Here is a 25,479-nt window from a genome sequence, read left to right on the forward strand (position 1 = left end):
ATTTTTTTGTGAAAAAAGCACCCACTTTCGTTTATATATTTTAAACCCTCACTTCATTTCGAATGGATTATTACATCAGATACAGAATTCCCGAACGTTCGTATTTTACTATTTGTATTTTTAAAGGATATAATTGTTATATAAAAGAAAGTAATGATATTATTGTAATATACATAAAAATTCCTTATAATGATATTTGTTAAGATTTTTATAAAAACAACAGAATACGAACATTATTATCTTTTTTTAACTTATTGTTCAGATTTAAATTTCATCTATTACTTGTCTAGGGGGACTAACTATGAAGAATCTACTCAAAAAATGGAATCAAATCAGTCTTGTCAAGCAGATCATTATAGGTTTGGTTATCGGAATTATTCTAGCAGCAACAATTCCAGAAACAGCCAAACCCGTGGTCATCTTAGGTTCATTATTTGTAGGTGCGTTAAAAGCTATCGCACCTGTATTGGTCTTGTTCTTGGTTATGTCGGCCATTGCGCAACACAAAAAAGGGCGCCAAACGAATATGAAATCTATTATCATCCTATACCTTTTAGGAACCTTTTTAGCCGGATTAATGGCTGTTATTGTAAGCTTTATTTTTCCTATCAGTATATCCCTTTCAAAAAGTGCAGAGGACGTAACGGCGCCCGGCGGCGTGGTAGAAGTTCTCAAGTCCTTATTGTTGAACGTAGTCGATAACCCTGTTAAAGCAATCTATAATGCCAACTATATTGGTATTTTAGCATGGGCCATCATTCTTGGAGTGGCATTAAAAAATGCCTCTGACACAACTAAGACGTTGATATCTAACTTCTCAGATGCTGTTTCCAAAATGGTTACTTGGGTGATCAAGTTTGCGCCATTTGGTATTATGGGGCTAGTAATTGATTCGATTACTACGAATGGAATCGACTCTCTACTAAGCTATGGGAAATTACTAGCGGTATTAATTGGATGCATGCTCTTTGTGGCTTTTGTTATCAATCCAATCATTGTGTTCGTAAATATTCGTCAGAACCCATACCCACTTGTTTTTAAGTGTTTAAAGGAAAGTGCAATTACGGCATTCTTTACACGTAGTTCAGCTGCAAACATTCCTGTAAATATGAGATTATGTGAAGATCTACGTTTAGATAAAGATTCCTATTCCGTATCGATTCCGTTAGGTGCTACGATTAATATGGCTGGGGCAGCAGTAACCATTTCTGTTTTAACACTTGCAGCCGTGCATACATTGGGCATCCATGTGGACATCCCTACAGCATTCATCCTCAGCGTATTATCCGCTGTTTGTGCTTGCGGCGCTTCTGGGGTTGCTGGTGGATCACTCTTATTGATTCCTTTAGCCTGCAGCTTATTTGGAATTCCATCTGATGTTGCGATGCAAGTGGTAGGTGTGGGCTTTATCATAGGTGTGTTACAAGATTCGTTTGAAACGGCACTAAACTCTTCTACGGACGTCCTTTTTACAGCTACTGCTGAATTTAAGAAGTGGCGTAAAGAAGGAAAAACAATTAATATTCAAAAAGCATCATAATAAATAAGAAAAGCAGTGTGTTTCTCATTGATAAAGGGTTCCGTTTTGAGGTACTTTTCTAAAAATTCAAGCCGAAATGACATCTGTTTTGACTTAGCTATTGGCATATAAAAAAAACAAAACTCGCCATTTTTTGAACTGCACCGAAATTGTTAGACACAAAACTAACAATGGAGGTGCAGTTTTTTATATGGCTAAATTTACATTCGAGGACAAGTTATGGGCAGTAAAGGAATATGAAAAAGGAGGATTGTCTTTTAGGGATATTGCTAAAATGTTAGGTACTGTTCATAAAACAATACAAACGTGGGTTAACCTTTATCTAGAACACGGAGAGGATTCCTTAAGAAAAAGTTATACAAACTACTCCGCAGAGTTTAAAATGGAGGTACTCAAATATATGGACGATAATTAGGCATCTCTTAATGAGGCAGCGGCGAAGTTTAATATTCCTGATCCTTCCATCATCAATACTTGGAGGAGAGCTGTTGAAATAGAAGGAGTGGAAGCCCTATTTCCAAAGAAAAAGGGGCGACCTCCCTTGACAAAAGAAAGAAAAAAGAAAGATCAAACCAATCAAACAAATGAATCCCTTATCCAAGAAATCGAACGTTTACGGATGGAGAATGCCTATCTAAAAAAGTTGAATGCGACGCTATTATGGCTGGTTATCGCCTGATTGATACAGCTGCTGTCTATCAAAACGAGGAAGTAGTTGGCAGAGCAATTAAACGAAGTGGTGTGCGAAGAGAAGAATTGTTTATTACGACAAAACTCTGGATTCAGGATACTGGTTATGAGAGCACAAAAAAGGCATTTGCAAGGTCACTAGAAAAACTGCAATTGGATTATATGGATTTATATTTAATTCATCAGCCATTTGGAGATGTATATGGTTCTTGGCGTGCAATGGAGGAATTGTACGTGAAGGAAAAATCAAGGCGATTGGGGTTAGTAACTTTCACATGGACCGTCTAATCGACTTGGCTATTCATAATGAAGTAACTCCTGCTGTAAACCAGATTGAAACGCATCCTTTCAGCCAACAAATCGAAAGTGCTAAATTTATGAAAGAGAACAATGTTCAGATAGAGTCCTGGGGACCTTATGCTGAAGGTAGAAACAACATGTTCGGAAATGAAGTATTAGTCTCGATAGCTAAAAAGCATAATAAATCTGTTGCCCAGGTGATTTTGCGTTGGTTGACACAAAGAGGAGTCGTTGTGATTCCAAAGTCTGTTCATAAGGAAAGAATCATCGAAAACTTCAATATCTTTGACTTTGAATTAAGTAAAGAAGACATGGATATGATTGCCACGTTAGATACGAAAGAGAGTTTGTTCTTTTCACATAGAGATCCTGAAATGGTGAAAGGGCTCAGTAGCTTTAAATTTGAACATTAATGCGTATATATAACAAAATGAAAGGCTGCCTATATAGTAGTGGGCAGCTTGTTTTTTAAATGAAGACGATTCCTTAACTAGGAAGATCATATTTTTTATGACTTTGTGAAGGAATGTACTTAAACTAATCTACTCCTATAGTGCAATAAGAAAAGCTGCCAAAATGACAGCTTTGAATTTGCAAATCTTCATCCCGTTAATTCAAGAAGATACTTTTACTAGCTTTTTAGTAGTAATTAGTTTTAAGAACCACGGAAAAAAGAACCGATAGATTATAAAATAAACAGGTAACCCATACCATGTTTCCCAGTTTTTATTTTTCATGTATCCAACTTTAACTAAGCCTAATTCTAAGAAAAAAGACACTAATGTAAAGCTAATTGCAAAAATCCATCTTTTTCGAGAGTTATAAAAATTAACATAAATTACAGATATACAAGCAGGAACAAAGCTAAGTAGAAAGGAATCGCTAAGCTCGGTAGTATTTCTCTTTGCAAGGTCAAATAAATCAAATACCGACCCTGCAATAGAATCAGAGATCCAAGTTAAATGTCCAGCTACTCCCATAGTAACTAATATCCCTGCCCATGTTAGATTTCTTTTAGGCATAAATATCACAAATAATATTAAAATAAGGAATAATATCCAAACATACCATTCACCTTGGTACCTCATAAATTCCATTAAAAAATCACCTAACCCTCTTTTGCCGAAATAAATTATATTCTACCAAATTTATCCTTTGCAAATTGGTTCTAAAATATTCCCAGTTCTTCTTGAACTAACCTCCCGTTCAATAAGAACCCCGAAATAACGGCACCCCAGAAGGCATTAATATTGACAGTCATTTAAGCTTTCTTTTTTAATTGCACAATACTTATTGTCCAAAATAAAAAATGATGTCAATACTCATTAAAAGGAGCTAATATCCCTGATAAATGAAGAAAATGACATATACCAATTCATATGTAATTTATCGTGTCATTAATCCAAAAAGCACCTCAAAACGGAACCCTTTATTCTCATTGATCACACTGCTTTTCTTATTTTTAAATCTAGAATAATCCATTGGATTCGTTATAAACATTTGGAATCCGTATATTACAATTGCATGTTTTGGTTTAAACATAACTAATTCGTAATCGATGACAAATTGCGTCCTAATAGGAAATATCATTTTAGATCGATTATATTGGTAAAAACACAATCACCACACATAAAAATCTAAACAGGTGCAAACAAATATGGAGAAAGGATGTGTAAGATTTTTGGATTTTAGAAAAATTTTTCTACTAACAAATATGTTTTTATCTTGGATGACGGCATTATTCATAGGAAGAAATGCCATTAAAAAATACTTAGTAGCTTCCGTTATTTTAACAAAACTTGTAGAAATTCAATTTTCTTACGCAAGAAAGAAAAAGTGGTGGTGGTTTTATAAGACCCCTACCTTTGATGGGATGTACCCTAACCATTGGGGGCCCTATCTAATGGGTTCGATGTGGATTTTAAAATTTACGTTTGGAAAATTCCCTTTATTTCTATTGGTGAATGCAATCGTTGACTTTCTTTATGCTTTCCCTGGTGTTTGGTTATATAAAAAATTAAAAATTGCCCACTTGAAAAGGATCAATAGGCTTCAATTCTTTTTATTTATGATGGTTAATGCATTGAATCTGTATATGGTTCAGTTTGTGGTTGCTAAAGTATCAAAGTGTTTCTCAACTAAAAACCTTGGAAAGTTTAAACCTAAATTTAAAAAGCATTAAGTTATATTTTAAATAAACGTCACTGTTCTTATTGAAGAGGGAGTATCGGTATATGCCCTTACTAATCCATTTACCTTAATATCTTCTTTTTTTACTTCTTTTAATACTAATTGAACCTGTAACTCTTTCTTCAGAGGAGATAAAGAAAGCGAAACGGTTACTTGATTAGTCCATTGAGCATGAATATGTTGATTGTTTGCAAAAGGGAATAATTGCGGAAATCCGTTACGAAAGAAGGGATGCTCATCTAATTTTTTTACGCCTGGTTTATTTAAGCAAATATAAAGGGAAAGGTTATCACAAAAACGTAAAATATTAAGATGATACTTTAAATTTTTATCCTTTTCATCTATAGCCAACTCTTTTAAAAGATAGTGCTTCCTTTTGATTTCTTGTTTAAGAAATTGCTGTCCAATTGGATTGGTTTCTTTTTCGAAAAAAGAGGCGAAGTGTAAACTACATAGAAGACCGGCATACTTATTCATTTTTTCTACTTCATCTATTCCTGTTTTATAGTGAGTAGTCTTTTCTTCTATCGGGAAGTCTACAAAAGAATAAGGTATTTGGTGTTGGTCGTTCCATAATGGGGCGGCATCTAAATCAATCCATCCACGATCATGTTCATAGGCAGCAAGAACCACCTCTTCTTTTTTGTCTATCCCATAAAAAAAGTCATCGTTCCAATTTTGTGCGATTTCACCTGATATTTTTGCATGGTCATGTTGTGAAATCATGATAAAGCTTTGTTTATACTCACATATAATCATCTTTCTCATACCCTTCTATGTTATAAGAATTATTATTGAACCCGAGAGGCAGGAAAAACAGCTTATTTGGTCACAATAAAAGTTATTTGTTCCCAAAAGGCAGTAAACAATTCCTTAAAAGGTTATAATAGAAACTATTTATGCCCAAGAGGCGATCAAAAAAGGTTAAAACGTCACAAATAAATTTTTTTAGACCGAGAGGAAAAAAAGCATTGGAAAGTCTCAATTCAAAATAATTGTGCTAAGAGACAGTAAGCTGGCCTTATTGGTAAATAAACCATTTTTATTCTCTATTAATAATACCTTTAGTAATATTCTATATGGGTAGTTGTTCGATTTCATTACATTGAAACAAATTTTGAATGAACAATTAAGCGTTAATGCAAAATATTATGAGTAACCAGGATCAAACAGATGTAATCATACAATGGTATTAATGCTATATATAGGTCTTTAGACCTACCAAAATTTACAGCTTTCATCCATTTGGATGACATGATATATTTCTCTTGTAAGTTCTTAACGGAACTTCGCGAAAGAGTTTTTTATTACAGAGAAGTACTCAAGAGNNATAACTGGCAAACAAAACAACAACTTCGCTTTCGCTGCCTAATAACAGACGATAGCGGTGCCTCCCTCCATCGTCCATGTGGTAGGGTAAGGGACTCACTTTAAGTGGACTACGCCGAATTCCACCGTCTGAGGATGAAGGAAGAGAATAACCAGACTAGCTGCTTCCATGCCTGTCAGTAGGCTAAAGAAGCAAGTGAAAAATAATTATACTGACTACACTCGTAGAGGTATAAGTGGCAATATCTTTGCACGCGGGTTCAACTCCCGTCATTTCCACTTAAAAATTTTTAAAAAAATACTTGAATAAGATTCATCTCAGGAGTATAATATAAGCATGACGTGATGATAGATATGCCGGTTTAGCTCAATTGGTAGAGCACGACCGAATAAGCTTCCTGAATGGTCATCAGCATACTGACCGAGCTGCTGCTTGCTTAAGCTTTCTGAGGTCAGGATGACGTTAACTATCCAGCGTGTACAAACTTAATATTATCTAAATTATATGCCGGTTTAGCTCAATTGGTAGAGCAACTGACTTGTAATCAGTAGGTTGGGGGTTCAAGTCCTCTAGCCGGCACCAGAGTTTTTTGCGTTAGCAAAATAACCATAGTTTTTTGTGATAGCAAAATAACTTGCCATTTTTCCGCAGTAGCTCAGTGGTAGAGCTATCGGCTGTTAACCGATCGGTCGTAGGTTCGAGTCCTACCTGCGGAGTCATAGTCCAACAAGGACACTAGGAACAGGTCAGGGCGGGAACGCAGCAGCCATAACTGGTGAAATTGTGTGGGCTATTACATAGGACGAAACAAAAAACGCTAAACTCTTTTAATTCGAGTTTAGCGTTTTTCTTTTTACATAAAGCATGGAAAATGATTCAATATAAATAGGAAACTGAAGTTTATGATGTAATTAGAAGGAGTTGTTAATATGAAAAACGATAAAGATGTAATCTCATTTGCTGCAAATAAAAAATGGCTTTCTATTCCGGAAGAAACACGTAGAATGCTTGAACAAAATGTTTGGTGTGGTTCTTGTGGGGATGTAGTCACAATTGAAAAATATACTGTTGAAGACTCGCCTTCAGGAATCGTATTGCGTGGAAAATGTAAGAAATGCGGACATGAGGTAGCAAGAGTCATTGATTAGTATTCCATACATCTATAATAAATCCTGATCATAGCAAAATATCCTAATAAAACTCGCTCTTTCGATTGATTCAACTAAAACCAAAAAACGCGATATTCGATTCAAATTACTAGTGAGCCTCCCTATATTTAATTGGGAGGCTTTTTCAATAATCGACTAATTTGGTATGTAAAACGTTGAATGGAAAAATAGCCATTATTTTGACTTGAAATGACTCTAAAAATGTGATTTTATAGATAAGTAAAACAACAAAATACGCTTTTAATATGGAGGAGCGAGAAAGATGAAGTTTCCTAAAAATATAATACTAGATTCTGTTGCTGAACGTAAAAGTCATGAAAGTTACGGACTTGAATTTGTTCAGGAACTTGGAAACGATGATGCTGGATATTCGGAGATGTTAGTCATTATCTTCAAATACAAAGATAAATTTTACAGTGTAGATATCCAGCATGTAAATGGAGAAAACAATTATGACCATTGGGATGATGAGGTTGATTGTCCAGAAGTAGTTAGGAAAGAAGCTATCCAATATTATTGGGAAGAAGTGAAATAAAAAATTCGAGTACTATTGATTCCTTGAGGTGCACGTTAGTTCAAGAATAGATCGCTTCTTATTATTGTTAATTATGTCTCATTTAAATAGATTAATAACCACCTTTGTCCGCTTTGATGGAAACAGCGCATTTTTTTGTGCTGTTTTTTCTTTTTTATCACATTCATCACTTATTTCTTCTTTTAAAAAGTTAGGATTTTATAAATAGATGGATAAAGGAAGTTAGGATTCTGTATTGAAGCTACCTTTTATTCACACGTATAATAACAAGTAGATTAAACATTATAAATATTCTAACAATAGTTAGGTGGTGGAATTTCATTCTACATAAACGGGTTCAAACCTATTAATGTTGCAACCGCTTACAAGTATGTTTGTCTTGAAAAAACTAATGTTTCTAGATCTCAATTTATTTATGGTCGGAATGAGGATACCACTAAAGGGGAGAGAATCGAATGAAGCAGGGTTTCATGAAAGTAGTTAGTATTTTGGTCGTTTTTGCATTGTTTTTATCGTTAGCCGCTTGCAGCTCGAAGTCTAATTCAAGTGCAGACGGAAAGATTACATTAAAGGTCCTTGATTGGAATACAACCAATAAGAAAGAGGCCCAAAAAGCGATGGTAGAGGCAGTTAAAAAGGAGCTTCCAAACGTCACACTTCAATTTGAAAACATCAATTGGGACAAGGATTTCAACTCTGTTATGCAAACAAGAATTGCTGGAAAGCAGCTTCCAGATATTATCCTCATTAAAGGAGGAGATCATCCCAAGTATGCTCAGTTTTTAATGGATTTAACAAATGAACCGTTTATGAAGGAATTTCCGGATGATGTCCGCAAAGCCTTGAAAGTGAATGGCAAAGATTATGCAGTACCATACACCGCCAACTTCCAAGGGGTTTTTTACAACAAACAAATCTTTGAAGACAATCATATCGAAATTCCAAAAACATGGACAGAATTAATGAATGTTGCCAAAACCCTAAAAGATAAAGGCATCACTCCTTTTACCTCTCACTTTAAAGACTATCAAATGGGTAATTCGGCGAACCAGTTTGCTACTTTAGAAGTATTTTCTAAGTATCCAGAGTGGGGATCCGATTTACAAAAAGGAAAAGTCTCGTTTGCTAAATCACCGGAATATAAGACAACCTTCCAACACTTTAAGGATCTCTATGAAAACACTGAAAAAGATCCATTTGGAGTAGATTTTACCGGAGCTGCTGATATGTTTGCCAACGGAAAAACAGCTATGTGGATTATCGGAACATGGGCTCCTGCACAAATCTTCAAGAATAATCCTGACTTTAAGCTCGGTTTCTTCCCAACACCTGCCGTTGATGCAGAGAATACTAAACTGATTATGCAATCTGATTATACCTGGTCTGCGAGCAAAGCAACGGAACATCCAAAAGAAGTGAAAAAAATATTAAAAATCCTCGCATCCGATAAAAATCTTGCAAAAGAGTACATTAATCAAGTTCAAACCCAGAGTTTGCTAACGGATGTTGTCCCAGATGTACAAAGTGATTACGTAAATGATATTAATACCTCTAAAAATGCTGGTGTTATCGATGCTAATATCGGAAACGTGCAAATTCCATGGCCATACCAACAACAATATACCACCTATATTGCTGAATGGCTTTTAGGTAAAAAGACATTGAATGAAGCACTCAAAGCAACCGATGATTTTAAATCAAAGGTTAAGTTCCAAACTAACTAGAGGATTGTTGGGTGGAAAAGGGAATCGTGTCCCTTTCCACTCATTAAAATAAGTCTTCGGAGGTGTTCTCGTGAATATCAGTCAAGGAGATCCACAACCACAAATAATCTCGAACAAACAGATTCATACAGATCGGGCAGCCAAAAAAACACGTATTAAAAATAAGGGCTATTTCTTATTATTAATTCCGCCATTAATCGTTTTTATTATTGGGATGATTATTCCATTATTCATGGGAATTTACAATTCTTTTACCGATTGGGACGGCATCAGTCTCAACAAGAATTGGGTAGGGATTTCCAACTATATAGAAATTTTTAAAGATGAAATCTTTTTAAAGGCTTTTAAATTCACATTCTTGTTTATGATTTTTAATACGATTATTCAAAATGTCTCTGCACTGTTCTTTGCGGTGATTTTGGATAGCAGTATTAAAGCCAAAAATCTTTACCGGGTCATCATCTTTTCTCCGGTCTTACTAAGTCCAATCCTAGTAGGACAAATCTGGACCAAAATGTATGGTGATATCTTACCAAGCCTAAATGATTTACTAGGAACCAATATATCATTTTCGTTATTTTCAAGTCCTGATACCGTGTTGAGTGGGTTATTAATTGCGAATAACTGGCAATGGATTGGCTATTGGATGTTAATTTATTTAGCCGGCCTTCAGGCGATACCGAAAGAATTGTACGAAGCATCCACGGTGGATGGAGGAAATTGGTGGCAAAAATTCTATCATATTACGATACCTATGTTAGGGCCGTCCATCACCATTTGTACGATTGGAATTGCAACAGGCAGTTTGAAAGTATTTGAGTTAATTGTCGCATCCACTAATGGTGGGCCTGGAGACGCTTCGCAATCACTCATTATGTATATTTTTAACAGTGCCTTTACCTCGCAAAGAGCGAGCTATGCTTCCGCAATGTCGGTAATTTTCTTGATTGTCTTATTGATCTTTGCCTTTATTCAATTGAAAGTATTAAGAAAAAGAGAGGTGGAATTATAATGGTACGTAAATACCGTTTAGGTTCCATTATTTTACAAGTATTGATTACCATTGTCTCAATTGCTTATTTAATTCCCTCTTTAATCGTTTTTCTATATGCCTTAAAATCTCAACAAGAGACGTCTAAATCTTTTCCACTCTCATTACCAAACCATATCGAATGGACCAATTTCTCAAAGGCATTAGAAGCCTTAAACTTTTGGCAAAGCCTTGGAAATACAGTCCTTCTAACGGTTTGTTCTGTTGTTCTGATAATCCTCTTAAGCAGCATGGCTGCTTATGCCATTGCCAGGGGAGCAACGAAGTTCTTTAATTCCACCTATGTCTTTTTTATTGCGGGGATTTTAATTCCGTACCAGGTTATATTTGTTCCGATGTTTACATTAGGGAGCAATCTGGGCTTCATTAATAATTTTGTCGGTGTTATTTTTCTCTATGTAGCTACGAATCTTCCATTTGCAGTCTTTGTGACAACTGGATTTATGAAGACGATCCCAAAAGAGGTAGAGGAGGCGGCGGCTATCGATGGATGTTCTGTGCTTCGAACCTTTTGGTTAATTGTTATGCCGATGTTAAAACCAGTAGCAGCCGCCTTAACGATCATTTTATCCTTACAAATCTGGAATGATTACCTGATGCCGCTTCTGTTTTTATCAGAAAACAATATGAAGACCTTAACCGTTATGCAATCGCAGCTATTTTCTGCCTTCAGCACTGACTTTAATACGGGCTTTGCCGGAATTATCTTGTCTTCCTTGCCGATTTTATTATTGTTTATTTTTATGCAAAAGCATTTTGTAAAAGGAATTACAATGGGCGCTGGAAAATAATTGTAAAAAATGGTGTTCGAAAGAGGAGGCCGAAATGAAAACAAGCAGTCTATACGAGAGCGCGTTGACAAGAGGGGAGTATCTTCCGGAAGTTGTTGCCTACTATTTTAAACAGTGGGATAACTATTCCATGCCATTCCATGCCCATAATCAGGTAGAAATTATGTATGTCATTGAGGGCCATTGCTGTGTCGAAACCGAGGGGGAGTCCCTTTTCATAAAAAAAGGAGATTTCATTATTATTGATGCCGAAGTTCCCCATCGCCTATTAGTAGAGAATGGCAGTCCGTGCCGTATGCTAAATATTGAATTTCGCTTTCAGGAACGAAAAGGATTTTTTCCATCAATCAAAGATCTTGCAGAGGAAGACCAGGCCTTTGCCCGTCTATTGGAGATGAATGCCCCTTATATTCAATTAAAGGATCCTAATGAAGTTTATTTTGTCTTAAAAAACCTTGTACTGGAAATGGACGAAAGGGGCAAGGAGAATCTACTAATGGTTCATCTACTGCTCTCTCAACTTCTAATTAGAATTGGGAGGCTAGCCGTTGAAGCAAAGGTCAATGAACCGCAGCAGCAATCAAATATTTATGTCAAAAAGGTGATTGCCTATCTTCACGAAAATTATGATTGTGAGATCCAGATGAAAGATATTGCTGCAGATGTGAATCTTCATCCAGGGTATCTACATAGAATTTTTAAAAATCATACTGGTTTAACGGTGATGGAATACCTTACCTCCGTCAGAATGGAAAAAGCCAAAATGCTATTGGCCCAAACGGAAATCCCACTCATTGAAATTTCCGATTATATTGGCATTAATAGCAGGCAATATTTCAGCTCCCTTTTTAAAAAATACACCCAGCAGACGCCAGTAGAATATCGAAAAGCGGCGATGCGCCGTAAGGAATTTGCCTCCTGGGAGAGAGTGTAGAGAAGTGAGGATTTTATAAATTTGTAAAACAAGAAAGTTATTATTTTGATAACGTTTACACGAATAAGCCTGATAAAATTTCTATAAATCTAGTATTGAAGGAGAGTTGCCCCATGTCATTTAAAGTAGCCTTTATTGGAGCAGGAAGTATTGGTTTTACAAGAGGACTATTACGGGATTTACTTGCTGTCCCAGAATTTAATCAGATAGAAGTGGCTTTCACCGATATTAATCCGCGAAATTTGCAAATGGTGACGGAGCTTTGCCAGCGTGATATTAATGAAAATGGTCTTGATATCCAAATTCAATCGACTTTAAATCGGCGTGAGGCCCTGCGAGATGCAAGGTATATTTTTTCTGTCGTAAGAATTGGCGGTCTTGAAGCGTTTCAATCAGATGTTGATATTCCGTTAAAGTATGGGATTGACCAATGTGTGGGAGATACGCTTTGTGCTGGCGGTATCATGTATGGTCAGCGGGGCATTGCTGAAATGTTGAATATTTGTAAAGATATCCGTGAAGTGGCGGAACCGGATTGCTTGCTGCTGAACTATGCAAATCCGATGGCGATGATGACGTGGGCTTGTAATAAATATGGCGGGGTTCGAACGATTGGTCTTTGCCATGGTGTCCAGCATGGACACAAACAAATTGCTGATGTCCTTGGGTTAACGAAGGAGGAGGTCGATATTGTTTGTGCCGGTATTAACCACCAAACCTGGTATGTTCAAGTGAGAAATAATGGCGAGGATATGACCGGAATGTTATTGGAAGGATTTGAAAAACATCCGGAATATAGTCAAACCGAAAAAGTCCGCATCGATATGCTCAGGCGTTTCGGCTATTACAGCACTGAATCCAATGGTCATTTAAGTGAATATTTACCATGGTACAGGAAACGTCCAGAAGAAATTAACGAATGGATTGACTTGGGAAGCTGGATTAATGGTGAAACGGGTGGTTATTTAAGAATTTGTACCGAGAGCAGAAACTGGTTCGAGACGGACTTTCCGAATTGGATGAAAGATCCTGCCTTAGAATATAAACAAGAAAATCGAAGTGAAGAACACGGTTCTTTTATTGTTGAAGGGTTAGAAACGGGTAGAGTGTATCGTGGCCATTTCAATGTCGTTAATAATGGAGTCATCTCAAATCTTCCTGATGATGCGGTTATTGAAGCTCCTGGATATGTAGATGGAAATGGGATTAGCATTCCGAGAGTGGGTAACTTGCCAATCGGTTGTGCAGCTGTATGTAATGTGAGTATTTCCGTACAACGACTTGCGGTGGAGGCTGCCGTGAGCGGGGATGATATGCTGTTGCGTCAAGCGATGATGATGGATCCATTAGTAGGTGCAGTTTGTAACCCGAAGGAAATTTGGCAACTAACGGATGAGATGCTTGTGGCACAAGAGAAATGGCTGCCACAATATAAAGAGGCGATTGAAAAAGCAAAGGAGAGATTGGCATCAGGAAATCTGATTCCGACTAAACAAAATAAAGGTGCAGCAAGGCTTCGTGTAAAAACGGTCGAGGAAATGACTCAAGATAGGGAGGCTGCTAACCGGGTAGCTGGTGAATCCGATAAAGCGAAGGTACGTCCTACCGCTGTTAAGTAAGTTTTACAGTTTTCTGGCAAGAATATGGTACAGGAAATCCTGTTCATTCTCTTGCCTTTGTTTATCTTTGAGAGTTATGGAGAGTAGTGTTGTGCCGGAGTTGGAGGAAGAGGGGTTCGAGCGTGAAGGGTATTATGCTGGGATTCGAAAAGTATCATAATAGTAGTAAGCTCACTATTACGCTTAAATGGTTATATTTACTTATTCAAACTGGATATATGGCATAAAAAAAGACGTGTGAATTGGCACACGTCTTTTTTTATTAATCTTGTATTGCAATAATTAATCTTATCTACCTATCTTTTGAAACTATTACCCATCTACTAGTTCCTAAGTTTCATTTTGCTCATTTCTAGTAACGTTTTCATTTTCTCCGTAATCGTTGCCAAATCGTGTCCTAATAGGAAAACGGGACACTCTCTGTCTTCTTTTTTGTCCAATTGTATCCTGTTGACGGCATAATAAAATAGAATTAGATTTAAATACAAGACTAATAGATATTATTAAATAGGTTTTCATAAACCAAAGGGGCATCACAACATGAAAAGCATTCAAAGCCGCTTATTTCTTATGCTTCTTATTTTTATCATCCTGCCGTATTTTTTGACGGTTTTCTTTATCTATGGATATACAAAAAAGCTCGTGGAACAGCACGAGCTCGAAGTCAGCCACAATCAAATGGAGAAAGCGTCAAATGAACTAGAGGAATACTTTGCTGATTTAGTCGGCCTCCCATATGTTACATACCGAAATCCAGACTTGTTCCGGATCTTTAAGGATGGGTTTCAAGATTCCATCTATTTCAACCCTATAGCTGTGAAAAACAGCATCGAAACATTTTATCTCATGCGGAGCGAGATACGGCAGATTCGTTTTTATATTGATAAAAGTAAAGAATCATTTACTGTTTATAATGCTATGGTCAGTACCCGTAAATCTCAGCCGGATCTGGTAAAGGAGGATTCGATCAAAAAGCTTAATAAGTCTCATTCAAAGTATTTGATTGAGCCTCCTCATCCGATTGAGAATTATAATGACGCGGCTATTGTTCCACAATCAGATAATACTATGGTAATGACGATTCACCACAAAGTAGTGGACGTTCTTTCAAACGAATTCCTGGGTATTATTACACTTGATATTGATTTAAATGCTTATGCCCGCCTATGTAACAGCCTTGTACAGAATGATGAGGAATCCGTATTACTTGTGGATTCGGAGAACCGAGTCATGTACGCCAGTGACCGAGACCTTATTGGAAAACCGGTTCCATCCAACTTGTTAAAGTCTATTAAACAGTCAGGCGTGAAAACGGGCAAAGAGATTATCCTGTCCAAAACATTGTCAGGGCCTTTGCATCAATGGAAGTTAGTAAAGATCACACCCGAACAAGTCTTATTTCACAATGTCAGGCAGACCGCCTATACCAACATCCTTGTAGGGATAGGGGTCGGATTATTGGGCCTAATCATGATCGGAATTATTTCTTATATGATTACTAGACCCATTAAGATTCTTAGCAGAAAAGTGCAGAGCATTGAAGCCGGGAATATGGATGTTCCTTTTCATGACAATGGACAAGATGAAATTGGGCACTTGGAAAAACATATAAAGGAAATGATGAATCGGATCAATCTTCATATTGCCCGCGAGTACAAACTGGAAATTGAAAATAGAAACAATCAATTAAGGGCATTAAAGTCCCAGGTGAATCCGCATTTCTTATTTAACGCTTTACAAACCATTGGTGCGGTTGCACTAAGAGCCAATTCTCCAAAGGTCTACGGATTGGTCACCTCCTTATCCAAAATGATGCGATACTCTATACGGGCCAATCAATGGGTCTTAGTTCGTGAGGAAGTTGATTATATAAAAACCTACCTGTCTCTACAAGTCGAGCGTTTTGGGAACGAGCTGAACTATACGATCCAACTAAACGAAACGATTCTAGAAAGAACGATTCCAAGTATGACACTTCAGCCGCTAGTGGAAAACTTCTTTAAACACTGTTATGAAGAAGGTTTCTACAATGCAAATTTGAACATCTATGGAGAAATACAAGGAGAAATACTTTACCTTGTAGTAGAAAATAATGGATCCAGTATGACATCTGAAGAATTGCAAACCCTCCGAAAAAATATTTATACGAAATCAAATGAAGGATCGTTTTCTATGGAGCATATTGGTCTGAAAAATATTCATGACCGTTTGGTCTTAAATTATGGGAAAAAGGGTGGTTTAGAATTAGATACCAACCAAGGACAAGGTTTTATCGTTCGATTAATGATTCCAGTAGAATCAAAGTTTACCAGTAATGAACTCGGAACATTGTAATCTCTAAGTTAGCTGTAAGGAGGAGGAATGGAGATATGAAGGCTCTCATTGTAGATGATGAATATAACGTCCGTTATGTCATAAGCCAGTTTGGCCAGTGGGAGAAAAATGGTATTACAGACCTATTGGAAGCAAGAAACGGGGAAGAAGCAAAAAGAATGATACAGAAGGAAAAACCAGAGATCATTTTTACCGATGTAAAAATGCCTGGCATGAGCGGGATCGAAATGATTGAGTGGCTCGACAGTATTTCTTATCCCGGCAAGGTCATTTTCATTACAGGATATGACGATTATTCCTTTATGCGAAAGGCAATTAAGTACAACAGCTTCGATTATTTATTAAAACCAATCGAGGCGGAACCTTTTAATCATACCTTGGAAGAAGCGGTAAAATCGTGGGCAAATGAAGAGGTAGACCGTAAATACAAAGAAACTGGTGTGTATGACGATGTGAAAAGGCTCCGTATCAATCAAATCGTCACAGAGGCTTGCATTGGGGAGTTTTTTGACCCTGCCGAAATTGCTTCCTCTTTGCCAACGGCTGACGAATATGACCTTACCCTCATTTCTTTTTACCAAATGCATCATTCCGCCCCGTATATCCAGTTGTTAGCTGAAGAGTTGGCATATAAGGAATGGGGAAATGCCTTTGAACTTCAGAATGACAATAGTCTTTGTCTGGTGATTACCGTTAAAGGAGTCTGGCTATCTGTCGAAGAATGGATCAGCCAACAGTTTGATATTCCTGTCCGCCTTGTTAATGGTGCATCATTGAAGTCAATGGAGGGTCTTCCTATAGCTTTTAGAACTTTACAAATGGAGTTGGAAGTTCAACATTTCAGAGCTATTCACCGTTTGAACGATTTAGATAATGCCTGCCGCATGCGGAACATTGTTCATTATGTAGACACGTATTACATGGAAGAGCTGACGCTAGAAAAACTCTCAAGCCGATTTTTCTTAAGCCGTGAACATATATCCAGAAAGTTTAAACAAGAAACGGGCATGACCCTGTCCAAATACATGACGAGACTAAGGATTGATCAAGCAAAATCTAGGTTAAGAGAATCAGATGAAAGTATACTTTCTATTTCTCTCATGCTCGGATACCAGGATGAGAAATACTTCTCCAAACTATTCAAAAAAGTCATGGGTTTAACCCCTTTTGAATACCGAAACCATGTAAAAAAGCAACAAACGGAGGGCTTCTGATACGTTGCCACTTCTTCTAATTGACATCACAAAAATGGGGGGGTAGGAATGAAAAGGACTTTACGATTACACCTGGTTTTTATAGTCATCTTGAGTATGTCTCTTTCAGCCTGTGGAACTACCAGTATGAAAGAAACGCAGCCAAAAGAAGCAGAAACCTCAAAGCAAAAGCTTACGCTAGATATTCGGAATCCAAAAGTGGAAATTTCGAAGCAGTTTGAACGAATGGCAGCCGTTTATGAAAAGGAAAATCCAAATGTAGAAATCAAGATTCACACAGTAGGAGGAGCTGCAGATGACTTAAGCGATCTGAAGGCACAGATTTCTGCCGGCAATGGTCCCGATATTTTCACCAATACCGGATACGAAAATGCCATTCTGTGGAAGAACTATTTGGAGGATCTCTCTGATCAGCCGTGGATTAAAAATGCCTATCCAGAGGCGCTGCAACCAATGAAATTTGATCATAAAATTTACGGAATGCCGCTTAACCTAGAGGGGTATGGTTTCATTTATAATAAGGATTTATTTAAAAAAGCAGGTATTGAATCTGTTCCTAAAACGTTGACTCAATTAACTTCAGCAGCCAAACAATTGCAAAAAGCAGGCATAACGCCTTTTGCAACCGGTTATTACGAGGAGTGGAAACTGGGTGTTCATTTGTTGAATATTGCCTTTGCTCAGCAAGAAGAACCAACTGCTTTTATAAAAGCCCTTAATAACGGAACAGAAAAGATAACTAACAATCAAACATTTAAAGATACAATCCATCTGCTGGATGTTACATTAAAATATGGAAATGCAAATCCGCTCTCAACGGATTACAATATGGAAGTCAATTTATTTGCCACAGGAAAAGCAGCGATGATTCAGCAAGGCAACTGGGTGCAGCCCACGCTTGACCAGATCTCGCCAAATATGAATGTCGGATTTCTACCACTCTCCATTAATGATGAAAGGAAGAATGACGCCTTAGTAGTCAGTGTACCCAACTATTGGGTTGTCAACAGACAAACCACACCAGAGAAGAAGAAGGAAGCAAAGAAATTCTTAAACTGGATGGTTTCCTCCGAGCAGGGGAAAAGGTTTATGACCAATGAGTTCAAATTTATTCCTGCGTTTAAAAACATAAAAGTGGACGATGTAGGACCGCTGGCTCATGATACGCTCGCCTACTATCAAGCGGGGAAAATACTGGAATCCAATTGGCCAGACTTCCCGGTTGGTGTAAGAGAAGAGTTCGGACTGGCGATGCAGCTGTACGTAAGAAAACAGCTTACTCGCGATCAATTACTAGAAGAATTTCAAAAATCCTGGGATAAGGCCAAGTCCACTTTGAAATAAACTTTTCTGCCTCCGTTTGGGGGCTTTTTTGTTTTTATTTATTTCAACTTCAAGAGTTGCCATCCCCTATATCAATTTAAGACGAAATTCTAATCAATCCATGCCATCCCCAATAAACTCGTCCTCCTCTATACTTTTAATTAATAAGAAACTTTCACTAGCTTTCTTATCAAATTCATACATATCCAAGGAGGAAGAAGATGAACTTCAAAAGATTGACGAAAAAAGCAGCTGCCGTAACATTCAGTACAGCTATATTAGTAGGAGCGGGAGGACCGCAAATTTTTGCGCAGCAAATGACCAGTGTGGATTACAAAAAAGACTATGGTTTTGCCCATATTACACGCGCTGACATGCTAAAAATTCCAGGACAACAAAACAGTGATCAATTTAAAGTGCCTCAATTTGATGCATCAGCAATCAAAAACATTGATTCGGCAAAAGGGTATGATAAGTCAGGGAACTTAATAGATTTAGATGTATGGGATAGCTGGCCACTGCAAAACGCTGATGGTACTGCGGCAAATTATCAAGGATATCATATCGTTTTCGCTTTAGCAGGTGACCCAAAAAACAGCAATGATACTTCAATTTATTTATTCTATCAAAAAGTCGGTGATACATCGATTGACAGCTGGAAAAATGCTGGAAGAGTATTTAAAGATATTGATAAATTTGTTCCAAATGACCCGTATCTTAAATATCAAACACAGGAGTGGTCAGGTTCTGCTACTTTAACCAAAGATGGCCAAGTCCGTTTATTCTATACAGATTACTCAGGTAATACTGAAGATGGTGGAACCGGTGCTGGTAACCAAATTATTTCAACTGCTCAAGTCAACTTATCCCAGCCGGATGCAGCTACACTTAAAATCGATGGAGTATCTGATCACAAATCTGTCTTTGATGGCGGAGACGGTACAGTTTATCAAAATATTCAGCAATTTATCGATGAAGGCAAGTGGATTTCAGGTGATAACCATACTTTAAGAGACCCTCATTATGTTGAAGATAAGGGCCATAAATATCTTGTCTTTGAAGCTAATACTGGAACAACAGATGGTTATCAAGGCGATCAGTCTTTCAATAATAAAGCTTACTATGGCGGAAGTGACGTCTTCTTCCAGAATGAAAAAAATAAACTGCTACAAAGTCCTAAAAAACAAATTGCTTCTTTAGCGAATGGTGCATTAGGCATTGTTGAATTGAACGATGACTATACAGTGAAAAGTGTTATGAAACCATTAATTGCATCAAACACAGTAACAGATGAAATCGAACGCGCCAATATATTTAAAATGAATAATAAATGGTATCTATTCACGGATTCAAGAGGATCCAAAATGACGATTGATGGAATTAACGACAAAGATGTTTATATGCTAGGGTTCGTAGCCGATTCCTTAAATGGTCCATTCAAACCGTTAAATGAAACTGGACTTGTATTGAACATGAATCTTGATCCTGCTGATCTCACATTTACTTACTCTCATTTTGCTGTACCGCAAACAGAAGGTAATAATGTAGTAATAACAAGCTATATGACAAATAGAGGTTTTTATACAGACCATCAATCTACCTTTGCGCCAAGCTTTTTGCTTAATATTCAAGGAACAAAAACATCTGTTGTACCAAACAGCATCCTTGAGCAAGGTCAATTAACAGTTAGCGATAAAAACAAATAATTTTTGTCCCGAATACTGTATAAAGCAAATTCAGGCGAAAGAAAATGTCGATATTCTATCGACATTTTCTTTATATATTTACCGCGCTAATTTATGAGTGAAGGAAGGCATATTCGCATTCTTGAAGCAATTTTAATTGCTTTTTTTATTTTGTCACGAATCAATATGATTTTTTAAATACAATGAATTCGTTATCCGATCGCAACAAGATAAACCAAAAGTTAAAAAAAGGGGGGATAAAATTTGTATATAGTTTCGTTCATTTTATTTGTGTTATGTATACTATTTCCGTTGTATCATACTTTCAATGCTTTAAAAGCTTCAAAGAAAACACCTAGTTATTTGGAAGTAACACCTGAGAAAGAAGTTGGAATGAGTATTTTAATTCCTTGTTACAATGAAGCCTCCATTTTGTCTACCACCATTCAAGGAATGAAGCAACTTCATTATCGTAACTATGAACTGATTTTCATTAACGATGGTTCTACGGATGAGACCATGAAATCATTAATCAGTGAGCTCGAATTAATTCCACAAGAATTAAAAAAGCCTGCTCACGCTTTAGACTTCATGCCCGTTCGACAAATTTATCTTTCTAGTCAATATAAGGATGTGCTAGTGATTGATAAAGAAAATGGTGGAAAAGCCGATAGCTTAAATGCAGGAATAACATATGCTACAAATGACATTGTAATTACATTAGATGCTGATAGTGTTTTGGATGCAAAAGCATTATCTATTTTAAATCAAGTTTTTGATGATTCCTCTGTGATTGCTGCTGGGGGGAATGTCCACATATTACAAGGACTTGAACAAACTCGAAATGGCTTTGTGCCATCACTTCGCAAGATGAAACAAATTGTGCGCTTTCAGATTTTAGAATACTTGCGAGGATTTTACATTTTAAAAGTGTCATTAGCAAAATCCAATGCCTTGTCGATTATTTCAGGAGCCTTCGGAGCCTTCAAACGAAATGTATTATTAGAGGTTGGCGGATATCGACAAACAATTGGAGAAGATATTGATATCACATTAAAGGTGCAGCAATATGCCATGAAACATAAAGGAACGCGCGTTTTATTTGTACCTGAAGCAATTTGTTTTACCGAAGTTCCTGAGTCATGGAAAGATTTATACAATCAACGAATACGCTGGCAAAAAGCGTTCATGGATTGCTTCGTTTTGTATTTCATGACATTCATCAAGAGTATGGTTACCAATCGCATTTCCTTTTTCTTCTTAGTCGATTCTTTTTTAGTCGGTGTCGTCGCTTCGTATTTCACAGGATTTTTTCTGATTAGCTTGATAGTTTCTATCTCTGAAATCTCCTTGAAAGCGATTCAGTTTTATGTAATCGGATCACTTGTAGTGAATATGTTATATATTGTCTTTAGCTTAATTATTTCGAATCAGTATGGGTTCGGATATTCAAAACGAAATTTATTTGCCATTATCAGTACGATTTTCTTAGATTTATTCATCTTCCGCTTTATCAATTTGTTTTATATCATGGTTGGAAGTGCAGCTTATTTTGTAAATAAAGAAGGGTGGAACAAAGTTGCTCGGACGGGGCGTGACTATTATGTTGAGGAAGTGTACAAGCAAAGTGCTTGAGTAGTAAAGTAGGGTATTGAAAATGAGATCACTCAAAACCGTTTTAAAAATGATTACTGATTTACTTTGAATATGGAATAACATAATTTAATTTTTAAACAACATTAATAAATACAGTAACTTTATTTACTGGTTTAAACATCTTTATCGATATGAACAAACTATCAAAAAAGCATGATTTTTTTAAAATTAAAAGAATTCGTTATCAAAATCGCATCGAGATAAACAAAAATATAAAAATGAGGAATTTATTTGTTAATAAAAAAAACGGATAAGAAAGCATACATATATTTAGTATTTTTTACTATTTGTTTAAGCCTATTAGTATTCATCGGAATAATTATTGATCATACAGATAATAGGAGAAAAAAAGAAGTGACGCATTATCAGCCAACATATCGAGCAGCGTACCATTTTACGGTACCGGACAAATGGAAAAACGATCCTCAAAGGCCTATTTATTTTGATGGAAAGTATCATTACTATTATCTTTATAATCGCGATTATCCGAATGGAAATGGAACAGAATGGCGACATGCGACATCAAAGGATTTAGTACATTGGAAAGATGAAGAGGTGGCCATTCCAAAATTTACAAACAAAAACGGGGACGTATGGTCTGGATCTGTCGTTATTGACACAAAAAATACAGCAGGCTTTGGAAAAGGAGCCATTGTTGCAATTATGACACAGCCCTCTGCTGATGGAGGTAAGCAGGAACAATACCTATGGTACAGTACAAATAAAGGAAAAACTTTTACATCTTATAGTAGTCAGCCTGTTCTACCTAATCCTGATGCAAAAGATTTTCGAGATCCAAAAATTATCTGGGATCGTCAAGCGGAAAAATGGGTGATGGCTTTGGCGGAAGGATCGAAGATTGGTTTTTATGAATCCGATAATCTGAAGAAATGGGACTATACTGGAGGTTTCTTAATGAAAAATATAGGTATTGTAGAATGTCCTGATCTTTTTCAGATACGGGCAAATGACGGGATGTATAAGTGGGTACTGGGTACAAGTGCAAATGGAAAATCATCAGGTAAACCGAATACCTACGCATATTGGACTGGTACCTATAATGGAAAGGAATTTGTTGCAGATCACAGTGAACCCCAGTGGTTAGATTATGGCTTTGATTGGTATGGCGGGGTAACGTTTGAAGATGGAAAAGCAAACGACAAATTTAAACGGCGATATGCTCTCGCATGGATGAATAACTGGGATTATGCCAACAACACTCCCACAATGGAAGAGGATTTTAACGGGATGGATTCAATTGTTCGTGAAATTGAACTAAAGCATGCGGGCAGTAACGAATATTATTTAACCTCAAAGCCCATCGAAGCGAACAATGATCTAGTATATTCAAAAGATTATATAAAAAAAATGAATGTAAATGGCTCTGAAACTCTCAAAATAACAGGCGATACATATCAGCTGGAAACAGAGATCTCCTGGTCAGACCTCAAAAATGTAGGGATAAGGCTTCGAGAATCAGCCGATAAAGACAGTCACGTCGACGTCGGTATTTTTGTTGAACAGGAATACTCCTATGTCAATCGAGCGTTTACAAGGCAGCCTGATAAAAGCAAGCAGTACGTGGAAAGCAAGGCTCCCTTCGATGTCAGCAAAAAGAAAGTTCACTTAAGGATTCTTGTTGATAAAACCAGTATTGAAGTCTTTGTGGATGACGGAAAGGTTGTTCATTCAAATTTAATCTTTCCTGATCCTGCCGATCGGGGCATCACCCTCTTTTCAGATGGAGGAACAGCGGTATTTAAAAATATAATAGTTAAACATTTGAAGTAGCAATAGCATAAGGTACAGGAAAATTTAAACGCTAATTTTAGAAAAATTTCATGGAAGCAACTTTTAAATAACATTTCACACATTAGGATTCGATTCTTTCAAGATTATCTTGAACCGCCTTCAATTTAGGTTAAAATGAAAGTTCCCCCTCATAAAAAACTACACTTCCAATTGTTGTATCTAACAATTGGGGTGCAGTTTTTTATGAGGGGTTTTTTAGTTAAATTTTTTTAAAATAATAAATTAATTTTCTAGCTCGCGCCTTTTGGTAGATTTTTTCTTTAATCTGAGACTTTAGATGTATTCAAATTTTTTGTTAAAAAAGCTATCATATTTCGATGGAATGGTTTGAAGATCGGTTATCTTTCATCCATTTTTCAACAAATGATGATTTAATAAAAGTATCGAAAAAAGAGGGAAGGTATTTCAAAGATGTCTTTAGGTTCATTTGTATTGGGTTTTTCAACAGCGGATATAGACTACGAAATGTTGAAAAATTTAGGGATTTCAATAGGGATTCTACTTTTATTTATTGTTTTTAGAAATCTATTTACCAAATATGTGTTTCAGTTGATATTAAAATTGTCCAGGAAAACACCAACTGATTTTTTCACACAAATCTGTTTAAGTTTTGAACGTCCTTTAGGATGGTTCTTTATTATTTTTGGTTTGTATATAGCTATGGATTATTTCCCTTTTATTGAACAACACAATGCGCTGTTTTTAAAATTTTTGCGTTCAATGGTCATTGTACTAATTACATGGGGATTGTTTAATTTGTCCTCTCCAACTTCAGGGCTATTAATCAGTTTTAATCAAAAACTCAACAATAAAATTGATTTAATACTGATTCCGTTTATTTCAAGAACCATCCGTGTTATTATCATCGCGATTAGTATCAGTATTATCGGGCAGGAGTTCAATTATGACGTAAATGGATTGGTGGCAGGTCTTGGGTTAGGGGGACTTGCATTTGCCTTAGCTGCCAAAGAAGCGGTAGGGAACCTTATTGGCGGGGTAGTCATTGTAACCGAAAAACCATTTTCCATTGGTGATTGGATCTTAACCCCTAGTGTTGAGGGGATCGTCGAAGATATTAATTTTAGAAGCACGAAAGTTCGTACGTTTAGCCAAGCTCTCGTTACTGTTCCTAATGCTACACTTGCAAATGAGGCAATTACAAACTGGAGCCGTATGGGGAAAAGGAAGATCGATTTTCATTTAGGACTTAACTATCAAACTACAAAAGAAGAAATTGAAAGAGTAGTAAGCCGGATTGAAAAATTATTGAGGACACATGAAGAAATCCATCCGGATACGATTATGGTCGCATTTGATCATTATAATGAGAGCAGTCTCGATATCCTTGTCTATTTTTTCACCAATTCTACTGTTTGGGCAGAACACGTTAAAATCAAACATGAAATCAATTTAGCGATCATGGGGATTTTAGAGGAAGAGGGAGTAGAAGTTGCTTTTCCTAGCCGAACTATTTACGTATCTCCACAGTCAAATGAATTATTCCAGACAATGGGTTCTTATGATTGAAAATTGATCGTCTGAGCGAACAAGTGCAAAAGAAATAGGCTGTCGATGACAGCCT

The 25,479-nt window shown here is 36.7% G+C and carries 19 protein-coding genes, 2 tRNA genes, 2 other RNA genes and 2 pseudogenes; 23 read left to right on the forward strand and 2 right to left on the reverse strand.

Translation table 11 applies throughout. The annotated features are described in order from the left end of the window. Positions 1–301 precede the first annotated feature (301 nt). The 4 genes and pseudogenes from sstT to COD92_RS03305 all read left to right on the forward strand — a co-directional run. A complete protein-coding gene (sstT, locus tag COD92_RS03295) occupies positions 302–1,540 on the forward strand; it encodes a serine/threonine transporter SstT (protein WP_098532445.1) in 1,239 nt (412 codons plus the stop codon). 190 nt (positions 1,541–1,730) lie between these two features. Next, positions 1,731–1,955, forward strand: coding sequence for a transposase (locus tag COD92_RS03300; RefSeq protein WP_098532446.1), 225 nt, complete (start codon positions 1,731–1,733; stop codon positions 1,953–1,955). Between the two features lie 15 nt (positions 1,956–1,970). Further along, a pseudogene (locus COD92_RS33240) lies at positions 1,971–2,219 on the forward strand (IS3 family transposase); the annotation flags it as partial. After that, positions 2,192–2,943 (forward strand): annotated as a pseudogene (locus COD92_RS03305) (aldo/keto reductase); the annotation flags it as partial. The pseudogenes COD92_RS33240 and COD92_RS03305, both read left to right, overlap by 28 nt. 201 nt (positions 2,944–3,144) lie before the next feature. On the opposite strand, the gene COD92_RS03310 reads toward COD92_RS03305, so the two are convergent. Continuing rightward, positions 3,145–3,627, reverse strand: coding sequence for a hypothetical protein (locus COD92_RS03310; protein WP_098532447.1), 483 nt, complete (start codon positions 3,625–3,627; stop codon positions 3,145–3,147). Positions 3,628–4,211: 584 nt separating this feature from the next. Here COD92_RS03310 and COD92_RS03320 point away from each other — a divergent pair. After that, positions 4,212–4,712, forward strand: coding sequence for a hypothetical protein (locus COD92_RS03320; protein WP_141561072.1), 501 nt, complete (start codon positions 4,212–4,214; stop codon positions 4,710–4,712). 8 nt (positions 4,713–4,720) lie between these two features. Here COD92_RS03320 and COD92_RS03325 read toward each other — a convergent pair whose 3' ends face one another. Further along, a complete protein-coding gene (locus COD92_RS03325; protein ID WP_098532450.1) occupies positions 4,721–5,488 on the reverse strand; it encodes a DUF3891 family protein in 768 nt (255 codons plus the stop codon). Between the two features lie 501 nt (positions 5,489–5,989). Between COD92_RS03325 and ssrA the strand changes: the two genes are divergently transcribed. The 18 genes from ssrA (at position 5,990) to COD92_RS03415 (ending at position 25,424) form a co-directional block, all read left to right on the forward strand. Continuing rightward, positions 5,990–6,331, forward strand: a transfer-messenger RNA (tmRNA) gene (ssrA, locus tag COD92_RS03330). 225 nt (positions 6,332–6,556) lie between these two features. Continuing rightward, positions 6,557–6,632, forward strand: a tRNA-Thr gene (locus COD92_RS03335). 62 nt (positions 6,633–6,694) lie between these two features. Continuing rightward, positions 6,695–6,766: transfer RNA gene (locus COD92_RS03340), tRNA-Asn, on the forward strand. Continuing rightward, positions 6,766–6,850, forward strand: an RNA gene (gene ffs / locus COD92_RS03345) — signal recognition particle sRNA small type. Before COD92_RS03340 ends, ffs begins: the two co-directional genes overlap by 1 nt. A gap of 129 nt (positions 6,851–6,979) precedes the next feature. Beyond that, positions 6,980–7,198: a hypothetical protein gene (locus COD92_RS03350; RefSeq protein WP_098527107.1), complete on the forward strand. Its 219-nt coding sequence runs from the start codon at positions 6,980–6,982 to the stop codon at positions 7,196–7,198. A 283-nt stretch (positions 7,199–7,481) separates the two neighbouring features. Further along, positions 7,482–7,754 carry a hypothetical protein gene (locus tag COD92_RS03355; RefSeq protein WP_098527108.1) on the forward strand — a complete coding sequence of 91 codons (273 nt, stop codon included), beginning with the start codon at positions 7,482–7,484 and terminating at the stop codon, positions 7,752–7,754. A gap of 455 nt (positions 7,755–8,209) precedes the next feature. Next, positions 8,210–9,478, forward strand: a complete 1,269-nt coding sequence (locus COD92_RS03360; RefSeq protein WP_098527109.1) for an ABC transporter substrate-binding protein — start codon at positions 8,210–8,212, stop codon at positions 9,476–9,478. Between the two features lie 70 nt (positions 9,479–9,548). Next, on the forward strand, positions 9,549–10,490 hold the full coding sequence (locus tag COD92_RS03365) for a carbohydrate ABC transporter permease (RefSeq protein WP_098527110.1): 942 nt from the start codon (positions 9,549–9,551) through the stop codon (positions 10,488–10,490). Next, the gene (locus tag COD92_RS03370) at positions 10,490–11,320 is read left to right on the forward strand and encodes a carbohydrate ABC transporter permease (RefSeq protein WP_098527111.1); all 831 of its coding nucleotides are present in this window, start codon (positions 10,490–10,492) and stop codon (positions 11,318–11,320) included. Before COD92_RS03365 ends, COD92_RS03370 begins: the two co-directional genes overlap by 1 nt. A 34-nt stretch (positions 11,321–11,354) precedes the next feature. Then, positions 11,355–12,254 (forward strand): AraC family transcriptional regulator, encoded by a 900-nt coding sequence (locus tag COD92_RS03375; RefSeq protein WP_098527112.1) that lies wholly within the window; start codon positions 11,355–11,357, stop codon positions 12,252–12,254. A gap of 113 nt (positions 12,255–12,367) precedes the next feature. Beyond that, on the forward strand, positions 12,368–13,873 hold the full coding sequence (melA, locus tag COD92_RS03380) for an alpha-glucosidase/alpha-galactosidase (RefSeq protein ID WP_098527113.1): 1,506 nt from the start codon (positions 12,368–12,370) through the stop codon (positions 13,871–13,873). A gap of 540 nt (positions 13,874–14,413) precedes the next feature. Continuing rightward, positions 14,414–16,207, forward strand: a complete 1,794-nt coding sequence (locus COD92_RS03385) for a sensor histidine kinase (protein WP_098527114.1) — start codon at positions 14,414–14,416, stop codon at positions 16,205–16,207. A 35-nt stretch (positions 16,208–16,242) separates the two neighbouring features. Further along, a complete protein-coding gene (locus COD92_RS03390) occupies positions 16,243–17,421 on the forward strand; it encodes a response regulator (RefSeq protein ID WP_098527115.1) in 1,179 nt (392 codons plus the stop codon). A gap of 48 nt (positions 17,422–17,469) precedes the next feature. Further along, on the forward strand, positions 17,470–18,765 hold the full coding sequence (locus COD92_RS03395; RefSeq protein ID WP_098527116.1) for an ABC transporter substrate-binding protein: 1,296 nt from the start codon (positions 17,470–17,472) through the stop codon (positions 18,763–18,765). Positions 18,766–18,965: 200 nt separating this feature from the next. Beyond that, a complete protein-coding gene (locus COD92_RS03400; protein ID WP_098527117.1) occupies positions 18,966–20,450 on the forward strand; it encodes a glycoside hydrolase family 68 protein in 1,485 nt (494 codons plus the stop codon). A 243-nt stretch (positions 20,451–20,693) separates the two neighbouring features. Beyond that, positions 20,694–22,064 (forward strand): glycosyltransferase family 2 protein, encoded by a 1,371-nt coding sequence (locus COD92_RS03405; protein ID WP_098527118.1) that lies wholly within the window; start codon positions 20,694–20,696, stop codon positions 22,062–22,064. A gap of 330 nt (positions 22,065–22,394) precedes the next feature. After that, positions 22,395–23,876 (forward strand): glycoside hydrolase family 32 protein, encoded by a 1,482-nt coding sequence (locus COD92_RS03410; RefSeq protein WP_480254359.1) that lies wholly within the window; start codon positions 22,395–22,397, stop codon positions 23,874–23,876. A 432-nt stretch (positions 23,877–24,308) separates the two neighbouring features. Beyond that, a complete protein-coding gene (locus COD92_RS03415) occupies positions 24,309–25,424 on the forward strand; it encodes a mechanosensitive ion channel family protein (protein WP_098527119.1) in 1,116 nt (371 codons plus the stop codon). Positions 25,425–25,479: the final 55 nt, after the last annotated feature.

The sequence above is a fragment of the Bacillus sp. AFS037270 genome (assembly GCF_002585305.1).